This is a genomic window from Streptomyces sp. HSS9-12, assembly GCF_054963655.1.
In genome coordinates this window covers 153,470-179,046 of record NZ_JBUEGC010000004.1, presented here as the reverse complement: position 1 = coordinate 179,046, position 25,577 = coordinate 153,470, and the positions used below count along the sequence as shown (strand labels likewise).

The following is a 25,577-nucleotide window of genomic DNA, read 5'->3' as shown; positions in this document are numbered from 1 at the left end:
TCACACCTCTGGCGCCCGGAGCCGCACGACCGGCGCCACTCGTATGCCGGGCACCCTGGGGGCACCGTGAGCACCATGCCGACGTCCCGGTCCGCCACGGCTCCAGGCCCGAATCCCGAGGGCGGCGACACGTTACCCGTGGCGCTGGTGACCGGGGCCTCCTCGGGCCTCGGTGCGGCGGTCGCCATACGGTTGGCGGCCGCGGGCCGCTGGCAGTTGGTGCTGAGCGACGCGGATGGAGACCGCCTGGCGGATGACGCGTCAGCGGTCGGAGGCGTACCCCTGTGCGGTGACCTGACCACGCCCGACGGCTGCCGTGCCATGGCGAGCCGGGCGGAGCGGCTGGCCGGACGGGTGGACCTGCTGATCGCCGGTGCCGGCATCGGCTGGGCGGGCCCCTTCGGCGACATGCCACCCGAGGCGCTTGACCGGCTGGTCGCCGTCAACCTGTCCGCCACCGCGCACCTGGTACGGACGTTGCTGCCCGGCATGATGCGGCGGGGAACGGGTCATGTCGTCCTGGTCGCCTCCATGGCCCGGACCCTGGGGGCGGGGGAGAGGGCCGCGTACCCCGCGATCCAGGCCGGACTGCGCACATTGGCGGCCGGCGTGCGCCGCCAGGCACAAGGCCGCGGCGTGTTCGTCTCGGTCGTGCTGCCCGGCGCCGTCGACATACCGCTCTTCGACCGCCAGGGGAGGCACTACCGGCTCAGGCGGTCGCGTTCCGTGTCACCGCTGCGCGTCGCCGACGCCGTGCACCGCGCGGTCCTACGCCGCAGGCACGAGGTCTTCGTACCGGCATGGCTGTCCTTCCCCGCGCGACTGCGCGCCGGCGCTCCCGAGTACTACCGCCGCTTGGCGTGCCGGGTCTCCTGACCGCGGCCGGCAGAGGCCATACACCCCGGAAACCAACAGGTGAGATCGCCATGAGCACCAAGGACGAAGCCGTCGTACGGGCTCTGCTCGACCAGGCCGGCCGAACCTACGCGGACGAGGCCGGCATCAGGCTGAAGGACGCCCCCGCACCCCTGTACCAACTGCTGGTGCTCGCGCTGTTGCTCTCTGCCCGGATCCGGGCGGACATCGCGGTGGCGACGGCCCGCGCGCTGTTCGCCGCCGGCATGCGCACCCCGCACGACATGGCCAAGGCGAGCTGGCAGCAACGCGTCGACGCACTCGGCGAGGGCGGCTACCGCCGCTACGACGAACGGACCGCCACCATGCTGGGTACCGGTGCCGAACTGCTCCAGCAGCGGTACAAGGGCGACCTGCGACGGCTGCACGAGGAGGACAAGGATCTGAGCGAGCTGCTGCGGGAGTTCCCGGGCATCGGCCCTGCCGGGGCCGGTATCTTCCTGCGGGAGGTGCAGGGCGTCTGGACGGATGTGCGGCCGTATTTCGACCGCAGGACCCTGGACGGCGCCGAGCGCGTCGGGTTGCCGGCCTCACCGGAGAAACTTGCGAAGCTGGTGGACGAGGACGAACTGCCACGCCTTGCGGCGGCCCTGATCCGCGTGGCCCTCGACCAGCGCCTGGCCGACAACGTGCGCTCCGCGGCAGCGGGTTGATACCCGCAGGCTGACCTCAGCCGCTGGCTTGGCACGGCCCCCGGGCTACATGTTGATCATGTGGCCGGCCAGTCCGTGGATCGCCTCCTGGACCGCCTCGCCCAGCGTCGGATGCCCGTGCACGTTCCGCGCCATCTCATGCACCGTCAGATCCCATAGCTGCGCCAGGGTGAGCTCCGGCAGCAGCTCGGTCACCTCAGGCCCGATCAGATGGGCACCCAGCAGCTCTCCGTAGCGGGCGTCGCTGAGCATCTTGACGAAGCCCGTGGTGTCGCCGAGCCCGTGCGCCTTGCCATTCGCTGTGAAGGGGAACTTCGCCACCCGCACGTCGTAGCCCTGCTCGCGCGCCTGCGCCTCCGTCCAGCCGAAACTCGCGATCTGCGGCTGGCAGAACGTCACCCGCGGGATCATCACATACTCGAGCTCCATCGTCTCCGCGCCCGCGATGGTCTCGGCGGCGACGACCCCCTGGGCCTCGGCCGCGTGCGCCAGCATGAGTTTCGCGGTCACATCGCCGATGGCGAAGATGTGCGGAACGCTGGTACGGCACCGGCCGTCGATGTCGATGGCTCCGCGCGGGGTCAGCCGCACGCCCGTGTTCTTCAGGCCGTAGCCCTCGATGCGCGGCTGGAAGCCGATCGCCTGCAGCACCTTGCCGGCCTCGAGCGTCTGCCGCTGGCCGCCCGTGGTCACATACACCCGCACCCGGTCGCCCGAGTCGTCGATGCCTTCCACCCGCGTGGAGGTGAGCACGTTGATGCCCGTCCTGCGGTAGCGTTTCGCCAGCTCCGCGGAGACCTCCTCGTCCTCCAGGGGGACGATCCGGTCGAGGAACTCCACAAGCGTGACCTCGACACCGTAGTTGTGCAGCACATACGCGAACTCGACGCCGATCGCGCCCGCGCCCGCGATGATGATGCTGTCCGGAAGCTGGTCGGTGAGGATCTGCTCCTCGTACGTCACCACCCGCCCGCTCAGCGAGGTGCCCGGCAGCAGCTTGGTGGTGGCGCCGGCGGCGATGATGCAGTGGTCGAAGGAGACCGACTCCGTACTGCCGTCCGCCCGGGTGACCTGGAGCGTCGAGGCGTCGGTGAAGAAGCCACGCCCCTCATACTGCGTGATCTTGTTCTTCTTCATCAGGAAGTGCACGCCCTTGACGCGCCCGTCCGCCACCTTGCGGCTGCGGGAGAACGCCACCCCATAGTCGAGACTGACCCGGCCGTCCACCTGGATGCCGAAGGTCTTCGCCTCCTGGGTGAAGATGTGCGCGAGCTCGGCGTTGCGCAGCAGGGCCTTCGACGGGATGCAGCCCACGTTGAGGCAGACCCCGCCCCAGTACTTCGCCTCGATGATCGCCGTGCTCAGACCGAGCTGGGCGGCCCTGATCGCGGCGACGTACCCGCCGGGTCCGGCGCCCAGGACCACCACGTCAAAGTGTGCGCTCATGCCCGTCAGCCTAGGCCGGGACCTGACGGGCCGCAGCGCGATGACTCCGCTGGCCGGCGCACCACAGGGGTCCGGTCAGCGGTGCCCACACGCCCCGTCAGGTCGGCCGGGTGACCAGCACCAGGGGGATGCCGGTACACGGCCGCAGATACAGCCCGCCGTGTTCTGCGCCTTCCTGCGGGCCGGACGACAGCGCGGCGAAGTCCGGGCCCTTGAGCAGAGAGCCGGCCAGCTGCCGCTTGTCGGTGGAAGCGGCGACCCGGCCGCGCGCGTTGACCAGGCAGGCCGGACCGTTCAGCCGCCGCAGCTGCGGCAGGACCGCGGCCTCGAAGTGCCGCAGATACACATCGGCCCCCGCCACTCCGAGGAAGCGGCTGCCCGAGTACACCGGCACGGTGAGGGTCAGGCTGTACTCGTCGGAGCACAGGTAGTCCACGAACGGGCCGGAGACCGCGCGCCGTCCGGTGCTGCGCGGCAGCGCGAACCAGTCCCAGTGCGTGTAGTCCGAGTACGCCGAGCTGTCCGGGTCCAGGTCGAACAGCAGCGGCCGCGCGGTCCCGTCGGGGCCGGTCTGCCACCACTCCAGCCAGGCGTGCGTGTCGCCGAGCAGGCCCGGCTCGGCCACGAAGCCCGCGCCGGAGACCAGCTGCTGGTGCCGGGTCAGCAGACTCCTCAACACGGGCTGCAGACCGGCCAGGTCCTGCGTGGTGAGCGCGCGCCGGCCGGCCTCGGCCTCCGTGGCCAGCGCGGTCGTATGGTCCCGGATGTGCGCGGCGGCGGTGAAGACGTCCTCGAGGGTGTCGCGGATGCGGGCGGCCACGTCCGCCGCTGCCGGAGCCGCGCCGGCCTGCGGCGCGGCGCTGCCGGGAGTGAAGCTGGTGATCACGGACTGCCTCCGGGACTGGGCTGTGCGGGGCGGGCACCTACGGGTGCGCCCGCCGTGTGACGAGGGGGCCCTGGCCACCTTCCCCGGCCAACGCTGGGGGTGCCGTCAGGCGGTGGCCCGGGGGAGCCCTCCGGCGGTGGCCGGGGGGACGTCAGCCGGGGAGGCCGAGGCGCAGCTCGATCAGACGCTCCATCACGTCCTGCACGCACTGCTCGGCCAGGGTTCTGGCCTGGGCCTCGTCGCCGTCCTGCACGGCACGGATCACTTCTCGGTGACGGCGGGCGATCCCGGCGAGGTCCGCGTCCCCTCCGAGTGCGAGACAGAGTAGCGCCCCGACTTCGGTCTGGAAACGGACCGTCTCCCGGGTGAGACGGGGGGACTGCGCGGCCGCGGCCAGCTCGACCTGGATGCGTCCGTGGACCCGGGCGCGGGCTGCCGGTTCGGTGGCCTCCGCGAACTCGGCGAGGGAGCGGTGCAGCGGGGCCAGCTCATCCGGCTCGGTGCGCCGGGCGGCCAGCCGGGCGGCGGCTCCGGTGACCGCGGCCCAGTGGTCGGCCAGGTCGCGCAGCTCTTCGGTGCTCCAGTCGGCGAGCCGGATGTGCAGCCGCTCGGTCGCGGGCTTGGCCGGGCGGGTGACGAAGCTGCCGCCACCGCGCCCCCGGCGGGTGGTGACCAGGCCCCGCTGCCGCAGCGCCATCAGCGCTTCCCGCAGGGTCACGGTCGACACGCCGAGCCGGGTGGCGAGCTCGGCTTCGCCGGGCAGCTGTTCCCCGTCGGCGAGCAGTCCCAGCTCGATGGCGTCGCCCAGGCGTCGCACCACGGCGTCCACCCGCGCCAGGGTGTCGACGGGCGTGAAGACGGCATGACGGGCCGGTCCCTGTCCGGGCTCGCGCGCGACTCGGTTCACGGCCTCTCACCTTCTCATTTGACCCAAGTTTTACCGCAGCAGCCCCTTGCCGCATTGAACTATGGGTTCATATGTTTTCACTCAACGCCGCACAGCTCCAGAAAGGTTCCCGTGCATGGAAGGGACAGCCGTCCGACTGCAGAGGCTGCGTAAGTCCTTCGGTCAGACAGAAGCGGTCGCCGGGGTGGACCTGGAGATCCGTGACGGAGAGTTCTTCTCCATGCTCGGACCCTCGGGCTCCGGCAAGACCACGGTGCTGCGGCTGATCGCCGGCTTCGAGGCGCCCACCGGCGGAACCGTCGAACTGGCGGGGAAGGACGTCACCCGCCTCGCGCCGTTCGAGCGGGACGTGAACACGGTCTTCCAGGACTACGCGCTCTTTCCGCACATGACCGTCGAGCAGAACGTCGCCTACGGGCTGCGGATCCGCAAGGTGCCCAAGGCCGAATGCCGGGAGCGCGCCCGGGAGGCCCTGCGCGGGGTACGCCTCGAAGGCTTCGAGAAGCGCCGCCCGTCGCAGCTCTCCGGCGGTCAGCGGCAGCGCGTGGCCCTCGCCCGCGCACTGGTGGGCCGCCCCAAGGTGCTGCTCCTGGACGAGCCGCTCGGCGCCCTCGACCTCAAGCTGCGCGAGGAAATGCAGGTCGAGCTCAAGGAGTTGCAGCGCAGCGTCGGTATCACCTTCGTCTTCGTCACCCACGACCAGGAGGAGGCGCTGACCATGAGCGACCGGATCGCGGTGTTCAACCGCGGCCGGATCGAGCAGGTCGGCACCCCCGCCGAGGTGTACGAGCGGCCCGCCACGCCCTTTGTCGCCTCCTTCGTCGGCACCTCCAACCTGCTGACCGGCCAGGCCGCCGAGAAGGTGGTCGGCAAGTCCGGCACGTACAGCATCCGCCCGGAGAAGATCCGCCTGCTGCCGGACGCTGAGGCCGCGGACGAGACGGAGCACAGCACCGCGGTCGGCACCGTCGCCGAAGTCGTCTACGTCGGCGACGCCACCCGCTTCCTCGTGGACCTCGACGCGGGCGGCCGGCTGACCGCTGTCCAGCAGAACCTGGAGACCTCCTCCGCCGACGTCGCCGCCTACCGAGGCTCGCGTGTCGCCCTGCGCTGGCACCGACGGCACAACTTCCGTGTCGCCGAAGCCGACTGATGACCCTACGTCCCTCCCACTTCAGATACGGAGAATCCGTGCGTCTGACTCATCCCCTCACCATCGCGGCCGCGGCCGCCGTCCTCACCCTGGCCACGGCCTGCGGCTCCTCGGGAACCGGTGACAAGTCCGCTTCGGACGGCACCTTCACGCCGCCGAAGCTCACCGCGCAGAAGTCCCTGGGCAAGACCGAGGAGCAGGTGAACCTGATCGCCTGGGCCGGCTACGCCGAGGACGGCTCCAACGACCCGAAGGTCGACTGGGTCCACCCGTTCGAGAAGGCGACCGGCTGCAAGGTCAACACCAAGACCGCCGGGACCTCCGACGAGATGGTCAGCCTGATGAAGACCGGCCAGTACGACGCGGTCTCCGCCTCCGGCGACGCCTCGCTGCGGCTGATCGCCTCCGGTGACGCCGCCCCGGTCAACACCGATCTGGTGCCGAACTACAAGGACGTCTTCGACAGCCTCAAGCTGCAGAAGTGGAACTCCGTCAAGGGGGTTGCGTATGGCATCCCGCACGGCCGGGGCGCCAACCTGCTGATGTACCGCACCGACAAGGTCAAGCCCGCGCCGGACTCCTGGGGCGTGGTCTTCGACAAGAACTCCCCGCACAAGGGGCACATCACGGCGTACGACTCGCCCACGTACATCGCGGACGCCGCCCTGTACCTGATGAAGACCAAGCCGGAACTGGGCATCAAGGACCCCTACGCGCTGGACCAGAAGCAGTTCGACGCCGCCGTCGCCCTGCTGAAGCAGCAGAACGCCAACATCGGCGAGTACTGGAGCGACTACCTCAAGGAGATCTCCGCCTTCAAGACCGGCGACTCCGTTCTCGGCACCAGCTGGCAGGTCATCGTCAACACCGCCCAGGGGGAGAAGGCGCCGGTCAAGGCCGTGCTGCCGAAGGAGGGCTCCACCGGCTGGTCCGACACCTGGATGCTCTCCGCCAAGGCCAAGCACCCCAACTGCGCCTACAAGTGGTTCGACTGGATCATCTCGCCAAAGGTCAACGCCCAGGTCGCCGAGTACTGGGGAGAGGCCCCGGCCAACCGGCTCGCCTGTGACGAGACCGCCGACAAGAAGCACTGCGACGTCTACCACGCGGCTGACGAGCCGTACTGGAAGCGCGTCCACTTCTGGACCACGCCCATCCCGCAGTGCCTGGACGGCCGTAAGGACACCACGTGCGTGCCGTACGCGAAGTGGGTGCAGGCCTGGACCTCGATCAAGGGCTGACAGATGCACGACACCGCCCCCGCCGCCGGACCGGGCCTGGCCACCAGCCCGGCCCGGCGGCTCGCCGGGACCCTGCACCGCCGCCCCCGGCTGCGGCTGTCCCTGCTCCTGTCCGCGCCGCTGGCCTGGCTGATCCTGGCCTATCTCGGCTCCCTGGCGGCGCTGTTCCTGTCCGCCTTCTGGAGCACCGACCCGTTCACCTCGAACGTGGTGAAGTCCTGGACCCTGGAGAACTTCCAGGCGCTGCTGACCACCCCCGTCTACCGGGACGTGGCGCTGCGGAGCCTGGGCGTCGCCCTCGCCGTCACCGTCATCGACGTGGTCATCGCCTTCCCCGTAGCCTTCTACACCGCCCGGGTGGCCAAGCCGCGCTACCGCCCGCTGCTGGTGGTCGCCCTGCTCACCCCGCTGTGGGCCAGCTACCTCGTCAAGGCGTACGCCTGGCGGATCATGCTGTCGCAGGACGGCCTGCTGGACTGGCTGCTGGCCCCCGTCGGCCTCGACGGGCCCGGCTACGGACTGACCGGTGTGATCCTGGTCCTGGCCTACCTGTGGCTGCCGTACATGATCCTGCCCGTCCACACCGCTCTGGAGCAGTTGCCGGGCGCCCTGCTGGACGCCTCCGCCGACCTGGGCGGCCGCACCTGGCGGACCTTCCGCTCGGTGGTACTGCCGATGGTCCGGCCGGCCATCGCCGCCGGTTCGATCTTCACCTTCTCGCTCAGCCTCGGCGACTACATCGCCGTGCAGATCGTGGGCGGCAAGACCCAGTTGATCGGCAACCTCGTCTACTCCAACATCACCCTCGACCTGCCCCTGGCCGCGGCGCTGGGCACCGTGCCCGTCGCCATCATCGTGCTCTACCTGCTCGCGGTGCGCCGCAGTGGAGCCCTGGCCGGACTCTGACGACAAGGCGATCGGACATGTCGCTCTCCCGCACCGCGCGGATCGCTCTGCGCATCGCCGCCGGACTCGGCTTCGCGGTCATCTACATCCCGCTGCTGCTGGTCCTGGTCAATTCCTTCAATCCGGACCGCAGTTTCGGCTGGCCGCCCTCGGGGTTCACCGCGCACTGGTGGGCCGACGCCTGGAGCAGCGGTGGCGCCCGGGCCGCGCTGTGGACCTCGGTCAAGGCCGGTCTCGGCGCCACCGCCGTCGCCCTGGTGCTCGGCACGCTGATCGCCTTCGCCGTGCAGCGCTACCGGTTCTTCGGGCGGGAGACGATCTCCTTCATGGTGGTGCTGCCCATCGCACTGCCCGGCATCGTCACCGGCATCGCCCTCAACAGCGCGTTCCGTACGGTGCTGGAGCCGCTGGGGGTCGGGCTCGGCATGTTCACGGTGGTCGTCGGCCACGCGACCTTCTGCATCGTCGTGGTGTACAACAACGTGATCGCCCGGCTGCGCCGGATGCCCGGTACGTACGAGGAGGCGGCGATGGATCTGGGGGCGGACACCTTCCGCACCTTCCGGGACATCACCTTCCCGCTGGTGCGTACGGCCCTGCTCGCGGGCGGGCTGCTGGCCTTCGCGCTGTCCTTCGACGAGATCGTGGTCACGACCTTCACCGCGGGCCCCGGGGTGCAGACGCTGCCCATCTGGATCTTCTCCAACATGACCCGGCCGCGGCAGGCGCCGGTGGTCAACGTCGTGGCCGCCGTCATGGTCCTGCTGTCCGTGATCCCGATCTACCTCGCTCAGCGGCTCTCCTCCGACACCGCTGCGGGCAGCCGGATCTGAGGAGCCGGCTGCCCGCAGGGGCGCGCTCAGTCCGGGGTGCTGACCAGCTGCCCGTTCCAGCGGAACTGCAGCTTTCCGTCCGCGACGTCCACGGCGACGTGGCTGTGCGGCTGCAGCTTGCCGCTCAGCAGCATCCGGGAGAGTTCGTTGTCGACGTCCCGCTGGATCGTGCGGCGCAGCGGCCGGGCGCCGTACTCCGGCTGGTAGCCGCGGTGGGCGAGCCAGTCGACGGCCTCCGGGGTGAACTCGACGTCGACGTCCTGGGCGCGCAGCCGCCGCCGCGTCTCGTCCAGCAGCATGTCGGTGATCCGGCGCAGCTGGTCGTCGGCGAGCTGACGGAAGATCACGATCTCGTCGATGCGGTTGAGGAACTCCGGCCGGAAGTGCTCTCGCAGCGGGCGCAGGATCCTCTCCCGGCGGGCCTCCTCGTCGGCCTCCTGGTCGCCGGGGCCGAAGCCCAGCGCGCCGCGCCCGGTGATCGCCTCCGAGCCGAGGTTGCTGGTCATCACGATGACGGTGTTCGTGAAGTCGACTGTGCGGCCCTGGGCGTCGGTCAGCCGCCCGTCGTCGAGTACCTGCAGCAGGATGTTCAAGACGTCGGGGTGAGCCTTCTCGATCTCGTCAAGGAGCAGCAGCGAGTACGGGTGCCGGCGCACCACCTCGGTGAGCTGCCCGGCCTCCTCGTGGCCGACGTATCCCGGGGGAGCGCCGACGAGCCGGCTGACCATATGCCGCTCCTGGTACTCGCTCATGTCGAGGCGGACCATGCGCTCCTCGCTGCCGAACAGCGCCTCCGCGAGCGCGCGGGCGAGTTCGGTCTTGCCGACGCCGGTGGGGCCGAGGAACAGGAAGCTGCCGATGGGGCGCTTGGGGTCGGCCAGGCCCGCCCTGGAGCGCAGCACGGCATCGGCGACGGCGGTCACCGCCTCCTCCTGGCCGATGACCCGCTTGCGCAGGTGCTCCTCCAGACCCAGCAGGCGGTCCTTCTCCTCCTGGGTGAGGCTGCTGACGGGGATGCCGGTCTGCCGCGAGACGATCTCGGCGATGTCCTCGACCGTGACCTCGGGGATACGGCCGCGGGGCTGCTCCCTACGGCTGCCCTGCTCGATCTGCTGCTCCAGGGCCACGATGCGGTCTCGCAGCTGCACGGCCTGCTCGTACTGCTCGGCGGCAACGGCCTGGGCCTTGTCCCGGTTGAGCTGTTCGAGCTCGCGTTCCATCGATCGCAGGTCCGTGCCCCGGGTGGCGGAGCGCAGCCGGACACGGGCGCCCGCCTGGTCCATGAGGTCGATTGCCTTGTCGGGCAGGAAGCGGTCGGTGAGGTAGCGGTCGGACAGCTCGACGGCGGCGAGCAGGGCCGCGTCGGTGTACCGGACCTGGTGGTGGGCCTCGTACCGGTCCCGTAGCCCGCGCAGGATCTCCAGGGCATCCGTGGGGGTGGGCTCCGGAACCATGATCGGCTGGAACCGGCGGGCGAGCGCGGCGTCCTTCTCGATATAGCGGCGGTATTCCTCGAGCGTACTGGCGCCGATGATGTGCAGTTCGCCGCGGGCGAGGGCGGGCTTGAGCATGTTGCTCGCGTCCATCGGGCCGCCTTCGGCGCCGCCCCCGGCGCCGACAACGGTGTGCAGCTCGTCGATGAAGATGATCAACTGGTCGGAGTTCTCCCGGATCTCGTTGATGATGCCGGTGAGGCGCTCCTCGAAGTCACCGCGGTAGCGCGTACCGGCGACCACGCTGGAGAGGTCCAGCCGGACGACCCGGCGGCCGAGCAGGATGTCCGGCACATCGCCCACAGTGATGCGCTCGGCCAGCCCCTCGACGATCGCTGTCTTGCCGACACCGGCCTCGCCGATGAGCACCGGATTGTTCTTGCCCCGGCGGGCCAGCACCTCGATGGTCTGCTCGATCTCGCTTTCCCGTCCGATCACCGGGTCGATGCGCCCCTGCTGAGCCAGCGCGGTCAGGTCGCGGCCGTACTTGTCGAGGTTCGGCGTCTCCCGGCGCCGTTCCGGACTGGGGCGCTCCTCGGCGACGGGGCCGCCCGTGCGCCGGCCGGCCACACCGCTCGCAGGCGGGGTGCGGGGGGTGAAGTGGGCGGCGTTCAGGATCTGCCCCGCGGTGGAGTCGCGGTTGGCGGCCAGGGCCACCAGCACGTGTTCGGGACCGATGTACGAGGACCCGGTGGACCGGGCGATCTCATGGGCGTCGAGCAGCGCGCGTTTGACGGCGGGGGTCACGGCGATGGAGCTGCGGGGCGGCCCCTCTCCGGCCTTCCGGTCGATCTCGGCGGCGATGGCGTCCGGGTCCGCTCCGGCCCGCTGCACCATGGTGCGGGTCGTATCCGCGTTGAGGGCCGCTCTCAGCAGGTGCTCGGTGTCCAGGTCGGTGCTGCCGTGCTGGGCGGCGTACGTGGCCGCTTCGGAGACGAGCTGCCGGGCTGGCTCGCTCATCAGGCGGCCGAAGTCGACATACCTGGCCTCATGCCCCCGCCCGGCGGGCCCGAGACCGAGGAAGCGTCCGAGGAAATCTCCGAGCGGGTCCCGACCGTAGTCCTCAGGACCCGTGTTCCCGCTGGTCATAGATATCCGTCCCGCTGACTCGGCGCCGGCCGGCGGGCCGGACCGGGCCACGCTGTCTAACGACGTCGTGCAAGTGCCGCTGCTGGCCGGTTTCCCAGGACCCGCGTGACGACACCTCGCGCTCATGGCAATTCTGGCGGAACTGCCCGACTCTGCGGGGAGTAGTTGGTGTAAAGATGAACTACTTGTCATGGGGGCTCACGGCGTCATGACGAGCCTCGGCGCCGAGCAGGCCCCGGTCACCTCGGGGTGCGACGTCCCGCTCTTGGACGTGGTGCGTCGTCGATCGCCTCCACCGGATCGAGGACGGTGCGGCCAGGCGCCCCCTGGGGTGGGCTCCCCTGCGGGGCCAGGAGCTCCGCCCCGAGGTCGCGTTCCATGGCGATGGCCCGGGACAGGGCGGACTGGAGGTTTCGGCGCCCGACCTGTGGACCGCTCCGGCCGGCGGCGGCCGGCCGCGGGTGCTGTTGACGTCGGCGGTCTCGCCGGCCGTGGCCGATGGAGCCAGGCCGTCAGGCCAGAGCGGACTCCGGGTAGTTGAATTATTCATTTGTACTACCGGGCGTCGGTCAGGTGTCGCATGGTGTCCCGGTAGGGCCGATATCACATCTCGATGTCGGAACTCGCCGGTATTCGGGAGGACTTCCATGGAGCCAGTGCCAAGAGGCGTGCCTCGGACGGCAGCAGCGATAGGTACCGCGGCCATCGTCGTCGGTGGACTGCTCACACCTTCGGCAGGCACCGCGTACGCGGCGTCGCCGGACATCGTGATCAGCCAGATCTACGGCGGTGGCGGCAACTCGGGTGCCCAGTTCACCAATGACTTCATCGAGCTGTACAACCGTGGCACGAGCACCGTCTCCGTCGCGGGCTGGTCGGTGCAGTACGCCTCCGCGTCCGGATCGGTCTGGTCGACGACGCCGCTGTCGGGCAGCATCGCGCCGGGCAAGTACTACCTGATCCAGGAAGCCGCCGGCGCCGGCAGCGGCTCGCCACTGCCCACGCCGGACGCCACCGGCAGCATCGCGATGAGCGCGACCGCGGCCAAGGTGGCCCTGGTCACCAGCACCACCAAGCTGACCTGCAGCACCGGCTGTGCGACCCAGCCCGGCGTACGGGACTTCGTCGGCTACGGCAGCAGTGCGAGCTCATCAGAGGCGGCCCCGACCGGCAATCTGTCCAACACCACCGCGGCAGTGCGCAAGAACGCCGGTGCGACCGACACCGACAACAACTCCGCCGACTTCACCGTGACCGCGCCGGGTCCGCGCAACTCCTCCGGCGGAGGCGGCGGTGGCGGCACGCACATCCGGGACATCCAGAGTGCCGGCCATATATCCCCGAAGAACAGCCGGCAGGTCAGCGGCATCCCCGGCGTGGTGACCGCGAAGAGCACCACCGGCTTCTGGATGCAGGACAGTCAGCCGGACGCCGACCCGGCCACCAGCGAGGGCATCTTCGTTTACACCGGCAGCGCACCGACCGTCGCCGTCGCCGACTCGGTGACGGTGAGCGGCACGGTCAGCGAGTTCCGCCCCGGCGGCACCGGCGGCACGAACAACCTGACCACCACCGAGATCACCTCGCCGACGGTGAATGTCGTGGCGCACAACGCACCGTTGCCCGCCACGACGCTGGTCGGCTCCGGCGGCCGGGTCCCGCCGGCCACCGTGATCGAGGACGACGCCACGGGAGACGTGGAGAACAGCGGCACCTTCGATCCGTCAGCGGACGGCATCGACTTCTGGGAGTCGCTGGAGGGCATGCGCGTCCAGATCGACAACGCCCAGGTGGTCGGCCCGCGCAACACGTTCGGTGAGATCCCGGTCGTCCCGCAGGGCAGCACCACCCGTACCAACCGCGGCGGCATCGTGCTGCAGTCCGGGGACGCCAACCCGGAGCGCGTGCTGCTGGACGACGCGCTGGCGGCCACCCCGACCACGAACGTCGGCGACACCCTGTCCGGCGCCACGACCGGGGTACTCGACTACTCCTTCGGCAACTTCAAGCTGCTCCCTACCAGCACCCCGTCGGTGACCAGCGGCGGCCTCACACCAGAGACCACCGCCACGCCGTCGGCCGGTCAACTGTCCACTGCCACCTTCAATGTGGAGAACCTCGACCCAGGGGATCCGCAGTCGAAGTTCGACGGGCTGGCCGGGCAGATCGTGAACAACCTCAAGTCGCCGGACCTGCTCGCCCTCGAGGAGATCCAGGACAATGACGGTGCGACGGACAGCGGCACGGTCGCGTGCGACCAGACCATGAGCAAGCTGATCAGTGCGATCACCGCGGCCGGCGGGCCGAGCTACTCGTTCCGGCAGATCAACCCGCAGAACAACGCCGACGGCGGCGAACCCGGGGGCAACATCCGCCAGGTGTTCCTGTACCGGACCGACCGCGGGCTGGCCTTCGTCGACCGCCCCGGCGGGGCGTCCACCACGGCCAACTCCGTCATCAACACCGGCGGCGTGCCGTCCCTGAAGTACTCCCCGGGCCGTATCGACCCGAGCAACTCGGCGTTCAGCGCCAGCCGCAAGCCGCTGGCCGGCGAGTTCACCTGGAACGGCCAGACGGTGTTCGTCATCGCCAACCACTTCAACTCCAAGGGCGGTGACCAACCGCTGTTCGGCCACTTCCAGCCGCCCACCCGCTCCTCCGAGACGCAGCGTCACAACCAGGCCACGGCGGTGAAGAACTTCGTCGACCAGATCCTGGCCGTCGACGCGGGCGCCTCGGTGATCGTGCTCGGCGACATCAACGACTTCGAGTTCTCCCAGACCGCGGACATCCTCACCGCGGGCAACGCCCTGGTGGACCTGCCCCGCACGCTGCCTGTCGCGGAGCGGTACACCTACGACTACGAGGGCAACTCCCAGGTGCTCGACCACATCCTGCTGTCGTCCGGCCTCGCGGCGAAGGCGTACAGCTACGACGTCGTGCACATCAACTCCGAGTTCGCAAACCAGCTCAGCGATCACGAACCGCAGGTCGTACGCATCCCGCTGCCCTGACCGCGGGATCCGGCCGCCGGGGACGCGTCAGCACCGTTGCCGACGCGTCCCCGACGCATGTGCGCTGTCAGACGGCGTCAACGACGCCCTCTCGCACCGCCGCCAGCATCCAGAACACGCGCCGCACCCCGCATGCCGAGGTCCATGGTCGTCCTGCCGGCGGGAGCACTGGCTGTGGGCGTGCTCCCCGCGTTCGCCGTGGCGGTCGGCCGTGCGGGCGCCATGTTCGCCGACCACAGCGGATACCTCGCCACGGTGCTGGGCGGCGGCCAGGCACCGACGGGCCCGGCCTCCCCGCCTCCAGCGCACCGGACGACGGCCGGGGTGGTCCTCGATCCGGTATCCACCGCGCTGGCCGCCGGATGGGCAGCGCTCGCGGTGTGGCGGCCCCTGCGCACCGGGGCGGCGCGGGTCTGGGCCCCCCGTACGGCGGCTGCAGTCCGGGCACATCGGCGACTACGTGGCCTGGGCCGTCGCCGGAGTGGCGCCGCTCACCGCGCTGGTCGCACACGGCTCGGTCGCGTAGCCCCTGCTGCCGCGGTCCTGCTTCACTCTGTGCGACCAGGCTCCTGGTCTTTGTAAAGGGGGCTCTTTCGGGATGAACATGGAGCAAAGGCTCCCCCATAATTGACGTACCGGGTCCGTCTCGTACCTCCTGCGCTGCAGGGTCTGGCCCGATCGGTAGCGGGGTCTCCGGCGGCGCATCACCACTGATGCAAAGGGAGACACACATCATGAGTAACGGGCAGGTGGCGCTTGCTGTCGCCGGCGGCTACCTCTTCGGACGCCTTCGCAAGGCGCGGTGGGCGCTCGCTCTTGCCGGTGCCGCGGCAGGCAGCCGATTGGCAGGGCGCCGTCTCGTTCCACGGGCGGGAATTCTGAGATCCCCTGAGTTCGGCCGGCTCGTCAAGGACGTCCGCGGCGATCTGATGGCGGTGGGCAGGAGAGCCGTCGTGACTGCGGCACGCAGCCGCATGGATTCGTTGAGCGACCGGCTGGAGAAGCGGGCCTCGGCGCTCCGGGCCGCGAGTGGGGAGCAGCCCGAGGAGGAGCCCGAGGAGCGGCGGAAGCCCGAGCGGAAGCGCGAGCGGGAGCCCGAGGAGCCGAAGGCGCCCAAGGCGTCCAGAGCCGCCAAGGAGTCGCGGGACGAGGACAGCGATCGTCGGGAGGGCCGGCGGAGGCCCGGTGATACGTCCCGGCAGCGGAGCGGCGCCGACCAGCCGTCGAAGAAGGGCGGTATGAGTCGTCCGAAGACGAGTAGCAGCGACGAGGGGCCCAGGCCCCGGAGCCGAGGATGATGACGTATGGCTGAGCGATCGGGCGGTCAGCGCAGGGGCGGGCTCGGCTCCCTGGCCGAGGAACTGCCCACGAAGCGATTGCTGAGTGAGGCACAGAACCTCATCGGTGCCATGGGAGAGCGTGCACTCTCTCGCGTCTCCAAGCGTGTCTCAGGTGCGACCGAGCGTCTTGCCGATTACGCGGACAACGGCGGCGGTCCTGGCCTGACGGCCGCGGTCACCGGAGTGCGGAAACTGGCCGAAGGAAAGTCCCCGGCATCGGCGCTCGTGAGCGCCGGTGCGGAGAAGGTGAAGGAAACCGTCACGCAGGCTCTGCCCGGCGGTGGCGAGAAGAAGGGCGGCAAGGGCAAGCTCAAGGTCACCAACATCGTCGAGACGATCGACGTGGGTGTTCCGATAACGGTCGCCTACAACCAGTGGACGCAGTACCCGGACTTCCCCAGCTTCATGAAGAAGGTGGAAGACGTCGAACTGGAAGACGAGACAGAGACCCACTGGAAGGCACAGATCGCCTTCTCGCACCGTGAATGGGACGCGACGGTGATCGACCAGGTGCCGGACGAGCGGATCATCTGGCGGTCGCAGGGCGCCAAGGGGCATGCGGACGGAGCGGTGACCTTCCACGAGATCACGCCGACCCTCACCAGGATCCTGCTGGTCCTTGAGTACCACCCTCAAGGGTTCTTCGAGCACACAGGCAATCTGTGGCGGGCCCAGGGCCGACGGGCACGTCTGGAGCTGAAGCACTTCCGGCGCCACGTCATGACCCACGCCCTGCTCAACGCGGAGGAACTCGAGGGATGGCGGGGAGAGGTGCACGACGGCGAGGTCGTGCGCAGTCACGAGGAGGCCGTCGGAAAGCCCGCTGAAGAGGAAGAGGAGACCGAGGAGGACGAAGACCGCGACGAATACGAGGACGAGGAGGAGGGCGAGGGCGAATACGAGGACGAGGACGAGGACGAGGGCGAGGACGAATACGACTACGACGAGGATGAATACGAGGACGAGGTCGACGCGCGACGGTAGCGAAGCCAGGGAGGCCATCACCAACCGGCCCTCCACCGGGGCTCCCGGATCCGCTTGAACTCCCGTAAGCCATCGGCAAGTTCATCACCGGACAAACGGCCGGCAGTTCGGCAGCGCTGCCGGCCGTCGTCGTGCTCCGACCCTCGTTCCCAGCGGGGGCACAACCAAACACCGGTTTAGGTGCCGCGCTGCGCGGAAACCCGCGCAAAGCCCGCCTCGCTGTCGAGACTGGAGGAAGTCATCATGAGCCAGGTCGCCGACTTTGTGCTGGACCGCCTGCGGGCCTGGGGGGTGCAGCGGGTGTTCGGTTATCCAGGCGATGGGATCAACGGCATGCTGGGCGCATTCGACCGCGCGGCCGGTGACCCGGAATTCATCCAGACGCGACACGAGGAAATGGCGGCGTTCATGGCCTGTGGCCACGCCAAATTCACCGGAGAAGTCGGCTGCTGCACGGCCACCTCCGGCCCCGGCGCGGTCCACCTCCTCAACGGTCTGTACGACGCCAAACTCGACCACCAGCCGGTGGTGGCCATCGTCGGCCAGCAGAAGCGGATCTGCCTGGGCTCGCACTACCAGCAGGAAATCGCGCTTGAACAGGTGCTCGCGGACGTCTCGGAGTACTGCCAGATGGTGGTGCACCCGGCCCAGGCCCGGCACGTGATCGACCGCGCCTTCAAGACCGCCCTCAGCACCCGCGGAGTCTCGACGATCATCATCCCGGAGGACATTCAGGAGGCCGAGGCGGTGCCCTCGCCGCCCAAGGGGCATGGATCCGTCTACTCCAGCGTCGGCTGGAGCCCCTCCCGCGTGCTGCCCGACGAGGACGAGCTGCGCCGCGCCGCGGACATTCTGAACTCCGGCCGCAAGGTCGCCATGCTCATCGGCCAGGGCGCCGCCAACGCCCAGAGCGAACTGGTGGAGACCGCGGAAATCCTCGGGGCCGGCGTCGCCAAGGCCCTCCTGGGCCGCGAGGTGCTGCCGGACGACCTGCCCTGGGTCACCGGCCCGATCGGCCTCCTCGGCAGCAAGGCCAGCGACCAGATGATGCAGAGCTGCGACACCCTGTTCATGATCGGCACAAGCTTCCCGTACGCCGAGTGGCTGCCGGACGAGGGCCAGGCCCGGGGCGTGGAGATCAACATCGACGGGCGGATGATCGGGATGCGCTACCCCATGGACGCCCACCTGGTCGGTGACGCCAAGGAGTCGCTGCGCGCCCTCATCCCCCTGCTGGGCCGCAAGGAGGACCGCGGCTGGCGCAAGGAGATCGAGGAGCACGTCCGGGAGTGGAACCGGATCTGCGAGAAGCGCGCCGCGCAGCACTTCGGAGGGGTCATCAACCCGCAGGCGGTCGCCGCCGAGCTCTCCCCACGGCTGCCCGACCGGGCCATCGTCACCGCCGACTCGGGGTCGGGCACCAACTGGTGGGCCCGCCACCTCAAACTCCGCAAGGGCATGCGTGCCTCGCTCTCCGGCACGCTGGCGACCATGGGCCCGGCGGTGCCGTACTCCATCGCCGCCCGGTTCGCCCACCCCGACCGTCCGGTGATCGCTTTCGTCGGCGACGGCGCGTTCCAGATGAACGGTATGAACGAAATGATCACCATCAAGCGCTACTTGAAGCGCATGACGGGATCGGCTCCGCTGATCTTCTGTGTCTTCAACAACCAGGACCTCAACCAGGTCACTTGGGAGCAGCGGGCGCTGGGCGGCGACCCCAAGTACCCCGCCTCCCAGCAGATCCCCGACGTCCCCTACGCCGAGTACGCCAGGCTGCTCGGCCTGGAAGGGATCCGCTGCGGTACGCCGAAGGACGTCGGCGCAGCCTGGGACAAGGCGCTGGCCAGCGATCGACCGGTGGTGCTGGAGTTCCAGGTGGACAGCGAGATCGCGCCCATCCCGCCGCACATCACCCTCGAGCAGGGCAAGAAGGCGGCGAAGGCCGCCGTCCACGACCCGGAGCGGATCGGCATCGCGCGCAAGGGCGTACGCCAGAAGCTCGTCGAGTACGCCGCGCACCTGCCGGGCCGAGACGGTCACCGGGCCCGCCGGCGCGCCCGCGTCTGACCCGGGGGCGGGGCGCCCGTAACCGACGCACTGGAGAACGCCGTTCTGCGGGATTGGCACACCTCGGAAGGGACCAGTCACATGAGCGAGAGTCCCCAGGTCGTGGTGGTGACGGGCGCGAGTGCCGGAATCGGCCGCGCCACGGCACGGGCCTTCGGTGCCCGCGGAGCGAAGGTGGCCCTGCTGGCGCGCGGTGAGCGCGGCCTGGAAGGCGCCGCCGGCGAGATCCGGGCAGTGGGCGGCACCGCCCTGCCGATCCTGCTGGACACCGCCGACCATGAACAACTGGCCGACGCGGCACGGCGGGTCGAGCAGGAACTCGGCCCCATCGACGTATGGGTCAACAACGCCTTCACCTCGGTCTTCGCCCCGGTGACCGAGGTGCGGCCGGAGGAGTTCAAACGAGTCATCGAGGTCACCTACCTCGGCTACGTCCACGCCACGCAGGTGGCGCTGAGCCATATGCTCCCCCGGGACCGCGGCACCATCGTCCAGGTCGGCTCGGCGCTGTGCTACCGCAGCATTCCCCTGCAGGCCGCCTACTGCGCGGCCAAGCACGCGGCGCAGGGCTTCCACGAGTCCCTGCGCTGCGAGTTGCTGCACGACAAGAGCAAGGTGCGGGTCACCATGGTGCAGATGCCCGCGGTCAACACCCCGCAGTTCAGCTGGGTCCTCTCCCGGCTGCCCCGCCACCCCCAACCGGTACCGCCCATCTACCAGCCGGAGGTCTGCGCCCGGGCCGTGCTGTACGCGGCCGACCATCCCCGGCGGCGCGAGTACTGGGTGGGCGGCTCGACCGTCGGCGCGCTGATCGCCAACCGGCTCGTCCCCGGTCTGCTCGACCGCTATCTGGCCATCACCGGCTACGAGTCCCAGCAGACCGACGGCCCTCGCGACCCCGACCAGCCGGTCAACCTGTGGGAGCCGGCCGACGGTCCCGACGGCCGTGACTACGGCGCCCATGGAATCTTCGACGACAGGTCCAGCCCCCGCAGTTACCAGCTCTGGGCCTCACAGCACCGAGGCCTGGTCGCTGCCATGGGTCTCCTCACCGCGGCGGCTGTCACCAGAGCCCTCACACGGGGCGCTCGCGCACCACTTCGATCGGGCGCTTGTCGTCGCGCAGACCGAGGAATCTGGGGTGGCGCAGCATGCCGTCGCGCGTCCACTCGGTGAAGCCGATCTGCGCCACCAACTCCGGGCGTACCCAGTGCACCCGGCGCTCCCGGACCTCGTCGTGGAACGGTTTGCGGTCCTGCCGCAGCCCGTCCAGGCGCTCGCGCAGCCGGCGCAGTGTGGCGGTGTCGAAGCCCGTCCCCACCTTGCCCGCATAGCGCAGCCGCCCGCCCTCGTAGTAGCCCAGCAGCAGTGCCCCGAAGCCGACCCGGCTGCCGGTGGGTTCGGTGAAGCCGCCGATGACGAACTCCTGCCCTGCGGCGCACTTGAGCTTGAGCCAGTGGGTGGTGCGGCGCTGGAGGTAGGTGGAGTCGGCGCGCTTGGCGATGAGGCCCTCCCAACCCCGCGAACAGGCGTGGTCCAGCAGCTGCCGGCCGTCCTGGTTGCGGTGCGGGGTGTAGCGCAGCGGGTCCCGGAAGACCAGGGCGCGCCGCAGCAGTGACTTACGGGTACGCAGCGGCAGCCGCGTGGTGTCCCAGCCGTCCAGGCGCAGCAGGTCGAACAGGTAGTAGTGCACGGCGACGCCGGTCGCCAGGGCGGCCACCGGATCCTCGATCTGCATCCGCCGCTGCAGCCGGGCGAAGTCGGTGCGGCCGTGCCACAGAGCGACGATCTCGCCGTCCACCGTGAAGTCCCGGCAGGACTGGGCGGCTACCGCGTCGGCGAGCTCCGGGTAGGTGGCGTTCAGCGGCCTGCCGTTGCGGGAGAGAAGCCGTACCCGGTCCTCGCTCCGCAGGGCGATGCAGCGCTCGCCGTCCAGCTTCCGCTCGAAGATCCAGCTGTCATCGAAGGAGCGCCGGTCGGTCAGCGTGGCCAGCATGGGGCGGATCGCCCACTCCTGCTCGGGCGACGGCGCGGGGCGCAGGAGGCGCCGCTGATCGGCCGGCAGCCCGTCCAGCAGCCCGCTCATCGGCGCCCGCCCCCCGATTCTTCGGAGCGACGACGGGCGGCCGCCAGGCGCCGCGCCACCACGGCCAGGTCGATGGCCGCTATCGCGGCGAAGGCCACGCACAGCACCGCGAAGAAGACGAAGGTGTCCCGGTTCGGCGCCGCTCCCGGCGAGGCCCGCCAGGCGAGGACAGCGAAACCGGCCGCCCCCACAACGAACAGCAGGCCGAAGATCAGCGACAGCAGCCGCCGCAGCTCCAGGTCGCTGCGTGCCGTGACCGGCTCGCTGCCCGTATGCGCCCTGCGGCGCCGGCGCGTCTTCACCGGCGGCTGGTACGGGCCGTAGACGACCTCGCCCCGGGCCGGACGCCGCTGCCCCCGCCTCCGGCTGCCAAGAATTCGCCGCATGCCTCTCGCCTCCGCTCCGGCCCCCACCCTGGAACCCGCACCGAGTACCCGCCGCGCCGCCCCGGACACCGGGAAACGCCTGGCCGAGCGGCCCCTCAGCCGCTTCTCCGTGCGCGCGAAGGCCCCCGGCCGGCGAGTGGGAAGCGGACGGCAGTCAGCCCGCCATCGACGGCTGGCCCCCACGGCCGGTCGCTGCCCGTACACGGTCCAGGGTGATCGGCAGATCCCGCTGGCGGGCACCGGTGGCGTGGAAGACCGCGTTCGCGATCGCGGCGGCCGTACCGACGATGCCGAGCTCGCCGATGCCCTTGCCGCCCAGCGGGTTGAGTTCCTCGTCCAGCTCGTCGAGGCAGTGCGCCTCGAGCCCCCGGACATCGGCGTTCGCGGCGATGTGGTATGAGGCGAAATCGCGGTTGACCGCGAAGTCGCCCAGTTTCTCGTCGGGTTCGAGCCCTTCGTGCAGTGCCATGGAGATGCCCATGCACATGCCGCCGAGCAGCTGCGACAGCGCCGTACGGGGGTTGATGATCCGCCCGGCCGCGAAGACGCCCAGCAGCCGGTCCAGGCGGATCTGTCCGGTGTCGGCGTGCACCCGGACCTCCGCGAACTGAGCGCTGAAGGCATGCCGGGAGTACTGCCGCTGAGCCTGCACATCCTCGGTGGTGTCAGCACGGGCTTCCAGCCCCTCGGCGGGGACCGCGCCGGACGCCTCGGCAAGCTTGCCGGTCAGCGCCCTGCACGCCTTGTCCACGGCCCAGCCCCAGGAGGCCATGCCCATGGAGCCGCCGGCGAAGGGCGCCAATCCGTAGACACTGCGACCGATGTTCACGGTGACCTGCTCGATCGGCACCCCGAGGGCGTCCGCCGCCACCTGGGTGAGCGCCGTACGGGCTCCGGTGCCGATGTCGACCGCGGCGATCTCGACGACGAACCGGCCGTCCGGTTCCGCGCGGGCCGTGGCCATCGCCGGCCACAGGTAGACGGGGTAGTTCCCGGCGGCGACACCCGTGCCGACAAGCCAGCGACCCTCCCGGCGGGCTCCTGGCGTCGGGTCGCGCCGCTCCCAGCCGAAGCGGGCGGCGCCCTCCCGCAGGCACCCCACCAGATTGCGGCTGCTGAACGGGAGTCCCGACTCCGGGTCCACGGACGGCTCGTTGATCACCCTCAGCTCGATCGGGTCCATGCCGAGCGCGTAGGCCAGTTCGTCCATCGCCGACTCCAGCGCGAACATGCCGGGCGTCTCGCCAGGGGCCCGGACCCAGGATGGGGTGGGCACATCGAGGCGCACCAGCCGGTGCGTGGTCAGGCGGTTGGGCGCGGCGTACATCATGCGGGTGGGCGTGACGGTCTGCTCGCAGAACTCCTCGAGGGTCGAGCTCTGGTGGAGCGCTTCATGGAACACCGAGGTCAGCCGGCCGTCCCGTTCCGCGCCGAGCCGGATCCGCTGCACCGTGGGGGTGCGGTAGGAGACCAGCGGGAACATCTGCTGCCGGGTCATCGCCACCTTGACCGGCAGCCCGACGACGCGGGCGGCGAGCGCCGCGAGTACGGCGGGCGGCCGCGGTGTCGCCTTGGATCCGAAGCCGCCACCCACATGCTCCGCGACGATGTGCACCGCCTCGGTCGCCAGACCGAAGAGCTGCGCGATGGCGCCCGCCGTCATCCACGGCCCTTGGTCGCCGGTGTACAGGGTCAGGGTGTCGTCGCTCCAGACGGCGATCGTGGCATGCGGCTCCATGGGCGCGGCATGCTCCGCCGGGGTGGTGTAGCTGGCGTCGACGGTGACCGGGGCCGCCGCCAGCGCGGCCGCGGCGTCCCCGCTCGCCGTCTCCCCCGGGAATCCGGCATTGACGGATTCGGGGGTGTAGCTCCCCGGGGCGTCGGGGCGGAGGACGACATCGTGCTCCTCGGCGTCGTACTCCACGTGGACGGCCGAGGCGGCCTCGCGGGCGCCCTCCAGGGTGCGCGCGACCACGGCGGCGACGATCTGTCCCCGGTACGCGACCTCGGGGGACTGCAGGATCATGAGTTCGAGGGCGTCCACCGGATGGAGCCGCGGGGCCGTGGTGCTGTCCAGTACGGACAAGACACCCGGCATCGCAAGGGCGTCGCGGCCATCGACGGAACGGACCCGGCCGCGGGCGATGGTCGACTGCACCGGCCAGGCGTAGACGGCGTCCGGGACCGGATACTCGTAGGCGTACAGGGCCGTCCCAGTGACCTTCTCCCTGCCGTCGATGCGCTTCACCGCCGCGCCGACAGTCGCTTCGGCCAGCGTCATGCCCGCTCACCTCCCGCGAGTTCGCGCACGGCCGCCGTCATCAGATCAGCGGCAAGGTCGATCTTGAACGCGTTCCGGGGGAGAGGACGCGCCTGAACGAATTCGGCCGCCGCGGCCTCCCGCAACCGGCTGGTCGTCGGCTCGTGACCGACGAGCATGTCTTCGGCGTGCGAGGCTCGCCACGGCCGCGGGGCGACCGCACCGAACGCGAGCCGGATCTCCTGCAGTGCCCCGTCCGTGTCGGTGGCGACCACGCAGGCGAGGGAGACCACCGCAAAGGCGTAGGACCAGCGGTCGCGGACCTTGTGGAACGCCATGGCCGCGCCCGGCGGCGGGGCAGGCACCTCGACACCGCGAATGAGATCGCCGGGCCGCACCAGGTTCTCCTGGTGCGGGGTGTCACCGGGCAGCCGGTAGAAGTCCGACAGGGGCACGGCGCGCTCCGTGCCATCGGCGAGCCTGAGGTGAACCATGGCGCCCAGCGCCGCCAACGCCACGGCCATGTCGGACGGGTTGGTCGCCACACAGGCGTCCGAGGTGCCGATGACCCCGAGATCCCGATGGCTGCCCCCGATGGCCGAGCAGCCCGTGCCGGGCTCGCGCTTGTTGCACGGCTTGGTGACGTCCTGGAAGTACAGGCAGCGGGTCCGCTGCAGCAGGTTCCCGCCGGCGGTGGCCTTGTTCCGTAGCTGACCCGAGGCCCCGGACAGGACCGCCCGGGCGAGGACCGGAAAGCGTTCGCGGATACCGCGGTCCGCGGCGAGATCGCTGTTGGACACCATCGCGCCGATGAAGACGCTCCCGTCCCTCCGGTGCTCGATGCCGCCGTACGGAAGACGGGTGATGTCCACGACGACGCCCGGCCGGGTGACGCCGAGTTTCATCAGGTCGACGAGGTTGGTGCCACCCGCGAGGAACACCGCGTCAGGGTGGTCCGCCACGAGGGCAGCGGCCGCTTCGGGTTCGGTGACGCGCTGATAGGCGAAGGGCTTCACGGCCGGCTCCGTTCGACGGCGGGCCCGCCGGTGCCCGCGGCCTCCAGAACGGCCTCGACAATTCCGGTGTACGCACCGCAGCGGCACAGGTTGCCGCTCATGCGTTCGCGGACCTCGTCCGCGCCCAGGGCAGCCGCGGAGGCCACGCCCGCCGCCACGTCGTCTGTGACATGACTGGGCCAGCCCCGTTCGGCCTCGTCCAATACGCCAATGGCCGAACAGATCTGGCCCGGTGTGCAGTAGCCGCACTGGAAGCCGTCGTGGTCGATGAATGCCTGCTGCAGCGGATGCAGCTCACCACTCGGCGTCAGGGCGGCGACACCCTCGATCGTGACGATATCGCAGTCTTGCGCGGCGACGGCCAGCTGCAGGCAGCTGTTGACGCGCCGGCCATCGAGCAGGACTGTGCACGCACCGCACTGGCCGTGGTCGCAGCCCTTCTTACTGCCGGTCAAACCCAGGCCCTCACGTAGTACGTCGAGCAGGGTGACGCGGTTGTCGATGGTGAGGCGGGTTTCTTCGCCGTTGATCCGCAGTGACATTTCAGTGGTGGTGACGAGTTCCGCAGCCATGACCAGTGAGAACTCCTTGCTGCGCCCCGCACCTCGGAACGCTGTCTACGGATAAGCGCCCTAAAGGTAACAAAAGCGGCACAGCGCGCTGTCGCCCTGACGTCCGCGGCACGCAGTGGCGTTCCCAAGTGGCCCACAGGAGCCCGCCCATCGAGTTGCAGCGACAGGCATGGGCTTTAGTGTGTTTTTCATCCGATATGCCACGACGTTGGGTGCGATTGATCTTCGGCGGCCGACGCAATCGCGTCTCCGGAGAGCCCGCGTGCACCCGGGGAGAGGGAGTAACTCGCCGCCCCGTCGTCGCCCATAGCCGCCATGCCCCAGGGG

The 25,577-nt window shown here is 70.1% G+C and carries 20 protein-coding genes; 11 read left to right on the top strand and 9 right to left on the bottom strand.

From position 1 onward, the window contains the following. The first annotated feature begins 75 nt into the window (after positions 1-75). A complete protein-coding gene (locus ACY34J_RS03960) occupies positions 76-876 on the top strand; it encodes an SDR family NAD(P)-dependent oxidoreductase (protein ID WP_462725058.1) in 801 nt (266 codons plus the stop codon). Positions 877-926: 50 nt separating this feature from the next. Further along, positions 927-1,568 (top strand): HhH-GDP family DNA glycosylase, encoded by a 642-nt coding sequence (locus tag ACY34J_RS03955; protein WP_462725057.1) that lies wholly within the window; start codon positions 927-929, stop codon positions 1,566-1,568. Positions 1,569-1,613: 45 nt separating this feature from the next. On the opposite strand, the gene lpdA is transcribed toward ACY34J_RS03955, so the two are convergent. From lpdA to ACY34J_RS03940, 3 genes are all read right to left on the bottom strand, one after another. Beyond that, positions 1,614-3,014: a dihydrolipoyl dehydrogenase gene (lpdA, locus tag ACY34J_RS03950; protein ID WP_462725056.1), complete on the bottom strand. Its 1,401-nt coding sequence runs from the start codon at positions 3,012-3,014 to the stop codon at positions 1,614-1,616. Positions 3,015-3,111: 97 nt separating this feature from the next. After that, on the bottom strand, positions 3,112-3,900 hold the full coding sequence (locus ACY34J_RS03945; protein WP_462725055.1) for a cache domain-containing protein: 789 nt from the start codon (positions 3,898-3,900) through the stop codon (positions 3,112-3,114). A 151-nt stretch (positions 3,901-4,051) separates the two neighbouring features. Further along, complete coding sequence (locus ACY34J_RS03940) at positions 4,052-4,807, bottom strand: FadR/GntR family transcriptional regulator (protein WP_462725054.1); 756 nt, start codon at positions 4,805-4,807, stop codon at positions 4,052-4,054. Between the two features lie 115 nt (positions 4,808-4,922). On the opposite strand from ACY34J_RS03940, the gene ACY34J_RS03935 reads away from it, so the two are divergent. Genes ACY34J_RS03935 through ACY34J_RS03920 form a run of 4 tightly spaced genes read left to right on the top strand, consistent with a single transcriptional unit; the run spans position 4,923 to position 8,940 of the window. Further along, positions 4,923-5,960, top strand: coding sequence for an ABC transporter ATP-binding protein (locus ACY34J_RS03935; RefSeq protein ID WP_462725053.1), 1,038 nt, complete (start codon positions 4,923-4,925; stop codon positions 5,958-5,960). A 38-nt stretch (positions 5,961-5,998) separates the two neighbouring features. Next, positions 5,999-7,201 carry an ABC transporter substrate-binding protein gene (locus tag ACY34J_RS03930; RefSeq protein WP_462725052.1) on the top strand — a complete coding sequence of 401 codons (1,203 nt, stop codon included), beginning with the start codon at positions 5,999-6,001 and terminating at the stop codon, positions 7,199-7,201. Between the two features lie 3 nt (positions 7,202-7,204). Next, on the top strand, positions 7,205-8,107 hold the full coding sequence (locus ACY34J_RS03925) for an ABC transporter permease (protein WP_462725051.1): 903 nt from the start codon (positions 7,205-7,207) through the stop codon (positions 8,105-8,107). 17 nt (positions 8,108-8,124) lie between these two features. Beyond that, a complete protein-coding gene (locus ACY34J_RS03920) occupies positions 8,125-8,940 on the top strand; it encodes an ABC transporter permease (protein WP_462725050.1) in 816 nt (271 codons plus the stop codon). A gap of 26 nt (positions 8,941-8,966) precedes the next feature. Here the strand turns inward: ACY34J_RS03920 and ACY34J_RS03915 are convergent, their stop codons facing one another. Next, the gene (locus ACY34J_RS03915; RefSeq protein WP_462725049.1) at positions 8,967-11,522 is read right to left on the bottom strand and encodes an ATP-dependent Clp protease ATP-binding subunit; all 2,556 of its coding nucleotides are present in this window, start codon (positions 11,520-11,522) and stop codon (positions 8,967-8,969) included. Between the two features lie 647 nt (positions 11,523-12,169). On the opposite strand from ACY34J_RS03915, the gene ACY34J_RS03910 reads away from it, so the two are divergent. From ACY34J_RS03910 to ACY34J_RS03890, 5 genes are all read left to right on the top strand, one after another. Next, positions 12,170-14,536: a lamin tail domain-containing protein gene (locus ACY34J_RS03910; RefSeq protein ID WP_462725048.1), complete on the top strand. Its 2,367-nt coding sequence runs from the start codon at positions 12,170-12,172 to the stop codon at positions 14,534-14,536. 734 nt (positions 14,537-15,270) lie between these two features. Further along, on the top strand, positions 15,271-15,834 hold the full coding sequence (locus ACY34J_RS03905) for a hypothetical protein (protein ID WP_462725047.1): 564 nt from the start codon (positions 15,271-15,273) through the stop codon (positions 15,832-15,834). 6 nt (positions 15,835-15,840) lie between these two features. Continuing rightward, positions 15,841-16,860 carry an SRPBCC family protein gene (locus ACY34J_RS03900; protein ID WP_462725046.1) on the top strand — a complete coding sequence of 340 codons (1,020 nt, stop codon included), beginning with the start codon at positions 15,841-15,843 and terminating at the stop codon, positions 16,858-16,860. A gap of 243 nt (positions 16,861-17,103) precedes the next feature. Continuing rightward, positions 17,104-18,930: a thiamine pyrophosphate-requiring protein gene (locus tag ACY34J_RS03895; RefSeq protein ID WP_462725045.1), complete on the top strand. Its 1,827-nt coding sequence runs from the start codon at positions 17,104-17,106 to the stop codon at positions 18,928-18,930. Positions 18,931-19,011: 81 nt separating this feature from the next. Beyond that, positions 19,012-20,106, top strand: coding sequence for an SDR family oxidoreductase (locus tag ACY34J_RS03890; protein WP_462725044.1), 1,095 nt, complete (start codon positions 19,012-19,014; stop codon positions 20,104-20,106). Here ACY34J_RS03890 and ligD read toward each other — a convergent pair. The 5 genes from ligD to ACY34J_RS03865 form a co-directional block, all read right to left on the bottom strand. Continuing rightward, positions 20,006-21,016 (bottom strand): non-homologous end-joining DNA ligase, encoded by a 1,011-nt coding sequence (gene ligD / locus ACY34J_RS03885; RefSeq protein WP_462725043.1) that lies wholly within the window; start codon positions 21,014-21,016, stop codon positions 20,006-20,008. The two genes, ACY34J_RS03890 and ligD, sit on opposite strands and share 101 nt — an antisense overlap. Continuing rightward, positions 21,013-21,402 (bottom strand): DUF6343 family protein, encoded by a 390-nt coding sequence (locus ACY34J_RS03880; RefSeq protein WP_462725042.1) that lies wholly within the window; start codon positions 21,400-21,402, stop codon positions 21,013-21,015. The genes ligD and ACY34J_RS03880 overlap by 4 nt, the downstream gene beginning before the upstream one ends. 154 nt (positions 21,403-21,556) lie before the next feature. Beyond that, on the bottom strand, positions 21,557-23,683 hold the full coding sequence (locus ACY34J_RS03875; RefSeq protein ID WP_462725041.1) for a xanthine dehydrogenase family protein molybdopterin-binding subunit: 2,127 nt from the start codon (positions 23,681-23,683) through the stop codon (positions 21,557-21,559). Next, positions 23,680-24,678 (bottom strand): FAD binding domain-containing protein, encoded by a 999-nt coding sequence (locus ACY34J_RS03870; RefSeq protein ID WP_462725040.1) that lies wholly within the window; start codon positions 24,676-24,678, stop codon positions 23,680-23,682. Before ACY34J_RS03870 ends, ACY34J_RS03875 begins: the two co-directional genes overlap by 4 nt. Next, positions 24,675-25,250 (bottom strand): 2Fe-2S iron-sulfur cluster-binding protein, encoded by a 576-nt coding sequence (locus tag ACY34J_RS03865; RefSeq protein ID WP_462725039.1) that lies wholly within the window; start codon positions 25,248-25,250, stop codon positions 24,675-24,677. The genes ACY34J_RS03870 and ACY34J_RS03865 overlap by 4 nt, the downstream gene beginning before the upstream one ends. Positions 25,251-25,577 lie beyond the last annotated feature (327 nt).

Excerpts from the sequence above, each read along its gene's own strand:
- ACY34J_RS03960 (WP_462725058.1), top strand. The coding sequence starts at position 76 with ATGCCGACGTCCCGGTCCGCCACGGCTCCAGGCCCGAATCCCGAGGGC.
- ACY34J_RS03955 (WP_462725057.1), top strand. The coding sequence starts at position 927 with ATGAGCACCAAGGACGAAGCCGTCGTACGGGCTCTGCTCGACCAGGCC.
- lpdA (WP_462725056.1), bottom strand. The coding sequence starts at position 3,014 with ATGAGCGCACACTTTGACGTGGTGGTCCTGGGCGCCGGACCCGGCGGG.
- ACY34J_RS03935 (WP_462725053.1), top strand. The coding sequence starts at position 4,923 with ATGGAAGGGACAGCCGTCCGACTGCAGAGGCTGCGTAAGTCCTTCGGT.
- ACY34J_RS03925 (WP_462725051.1), top strand. The coding sequence starts at position 7,205 with ATGCACGACACCGCCCCCGCCGCCGGACCGGGCCTGGCCACCAGCCCG.
- ACY34J_RS03920 (WP_462725050.1), top strand. The coding sequence starts at position 8,125 with ATGTCGCTCTCCCGCACCGCGCGGATCGCTCTGCGCATCGCCGCCGGA.
- ACY34J_RS03915 (WP_462725049.1), bottom strand. The coding sequence starts at position 11,522 with ATGACCAGCGGGAACACGGGTCCTGAGGACTACGGTCGGGACCCGCTC.
- ACY34J_RS03910 (WP_462725048.1), top strand. The coding sequence starts at position 12,170 with ATGGAGCCAGTGCCAAGAGGCGTGCCTCGGACGGCAGCAGCGATAGGT.
- ACY34J_RS03905 (WP_462725047.1), top strand. The coding sequence starts at position 15,271 with ATGAGTAACGGGCAGGTGGCGCTTGCTGTCGCCGGCGGCTACCTCTTC.
- ACY34J_RS03900 (WP_462725046.1), top strand. The coding sequence starts at position 15,841 with ATGGCTGAGCGATCGGGCGGTCAGCGCAGGGGCGGGCTCGGCTCCCTG.
- ACY34J_RS03895 (WP_462725045.1), top strand. The coding sequence starts at position 17,104 with ATGAGCCAGGTCGCCGACTTTGTGCTGGACCGCCTGCGGGCCTGGGGG.
- ACY34J_RS03890 (WP_462725044.1), top strand. The coding sequence starts at position 19,012 with ATGAGCGAGAGTCCCCAGGTCGTGGTGGTGACGGGCGCGAGTGCCGGA.
- ligD (WP_462725043.1), bottom strand. The coding sequence starts at position 21,016 with ATGAGCGGGCTGCTGGACGGGCTGCCGGCCGATCAGCGGCGCCTCCTG.
- ACY34J_RS03880 (WP_462725042.1), bottom strand. The coding sequence starts at position 21,402 with ATGCGGCGAATTCTTGGCAGCCGGAGGCGGGGGCAGCGGCGTCCGGCC.
- ACY34J_RS03875 (WP_462725041.1), bottom strand. The coding sequence starts at position 23,683 with ATGACGCTGGCCGAAGCGACTGTCGGCGCGGCGGTGAAGCGCATCGAC.
- ACY34J_RS03865 (WP_462725039.1), bottom strand. The coding sequence starts at position 25,250 with ATGGCTGCGGAACTCGTCACCACCACTGAAATGTCACTGCGGATCAAC.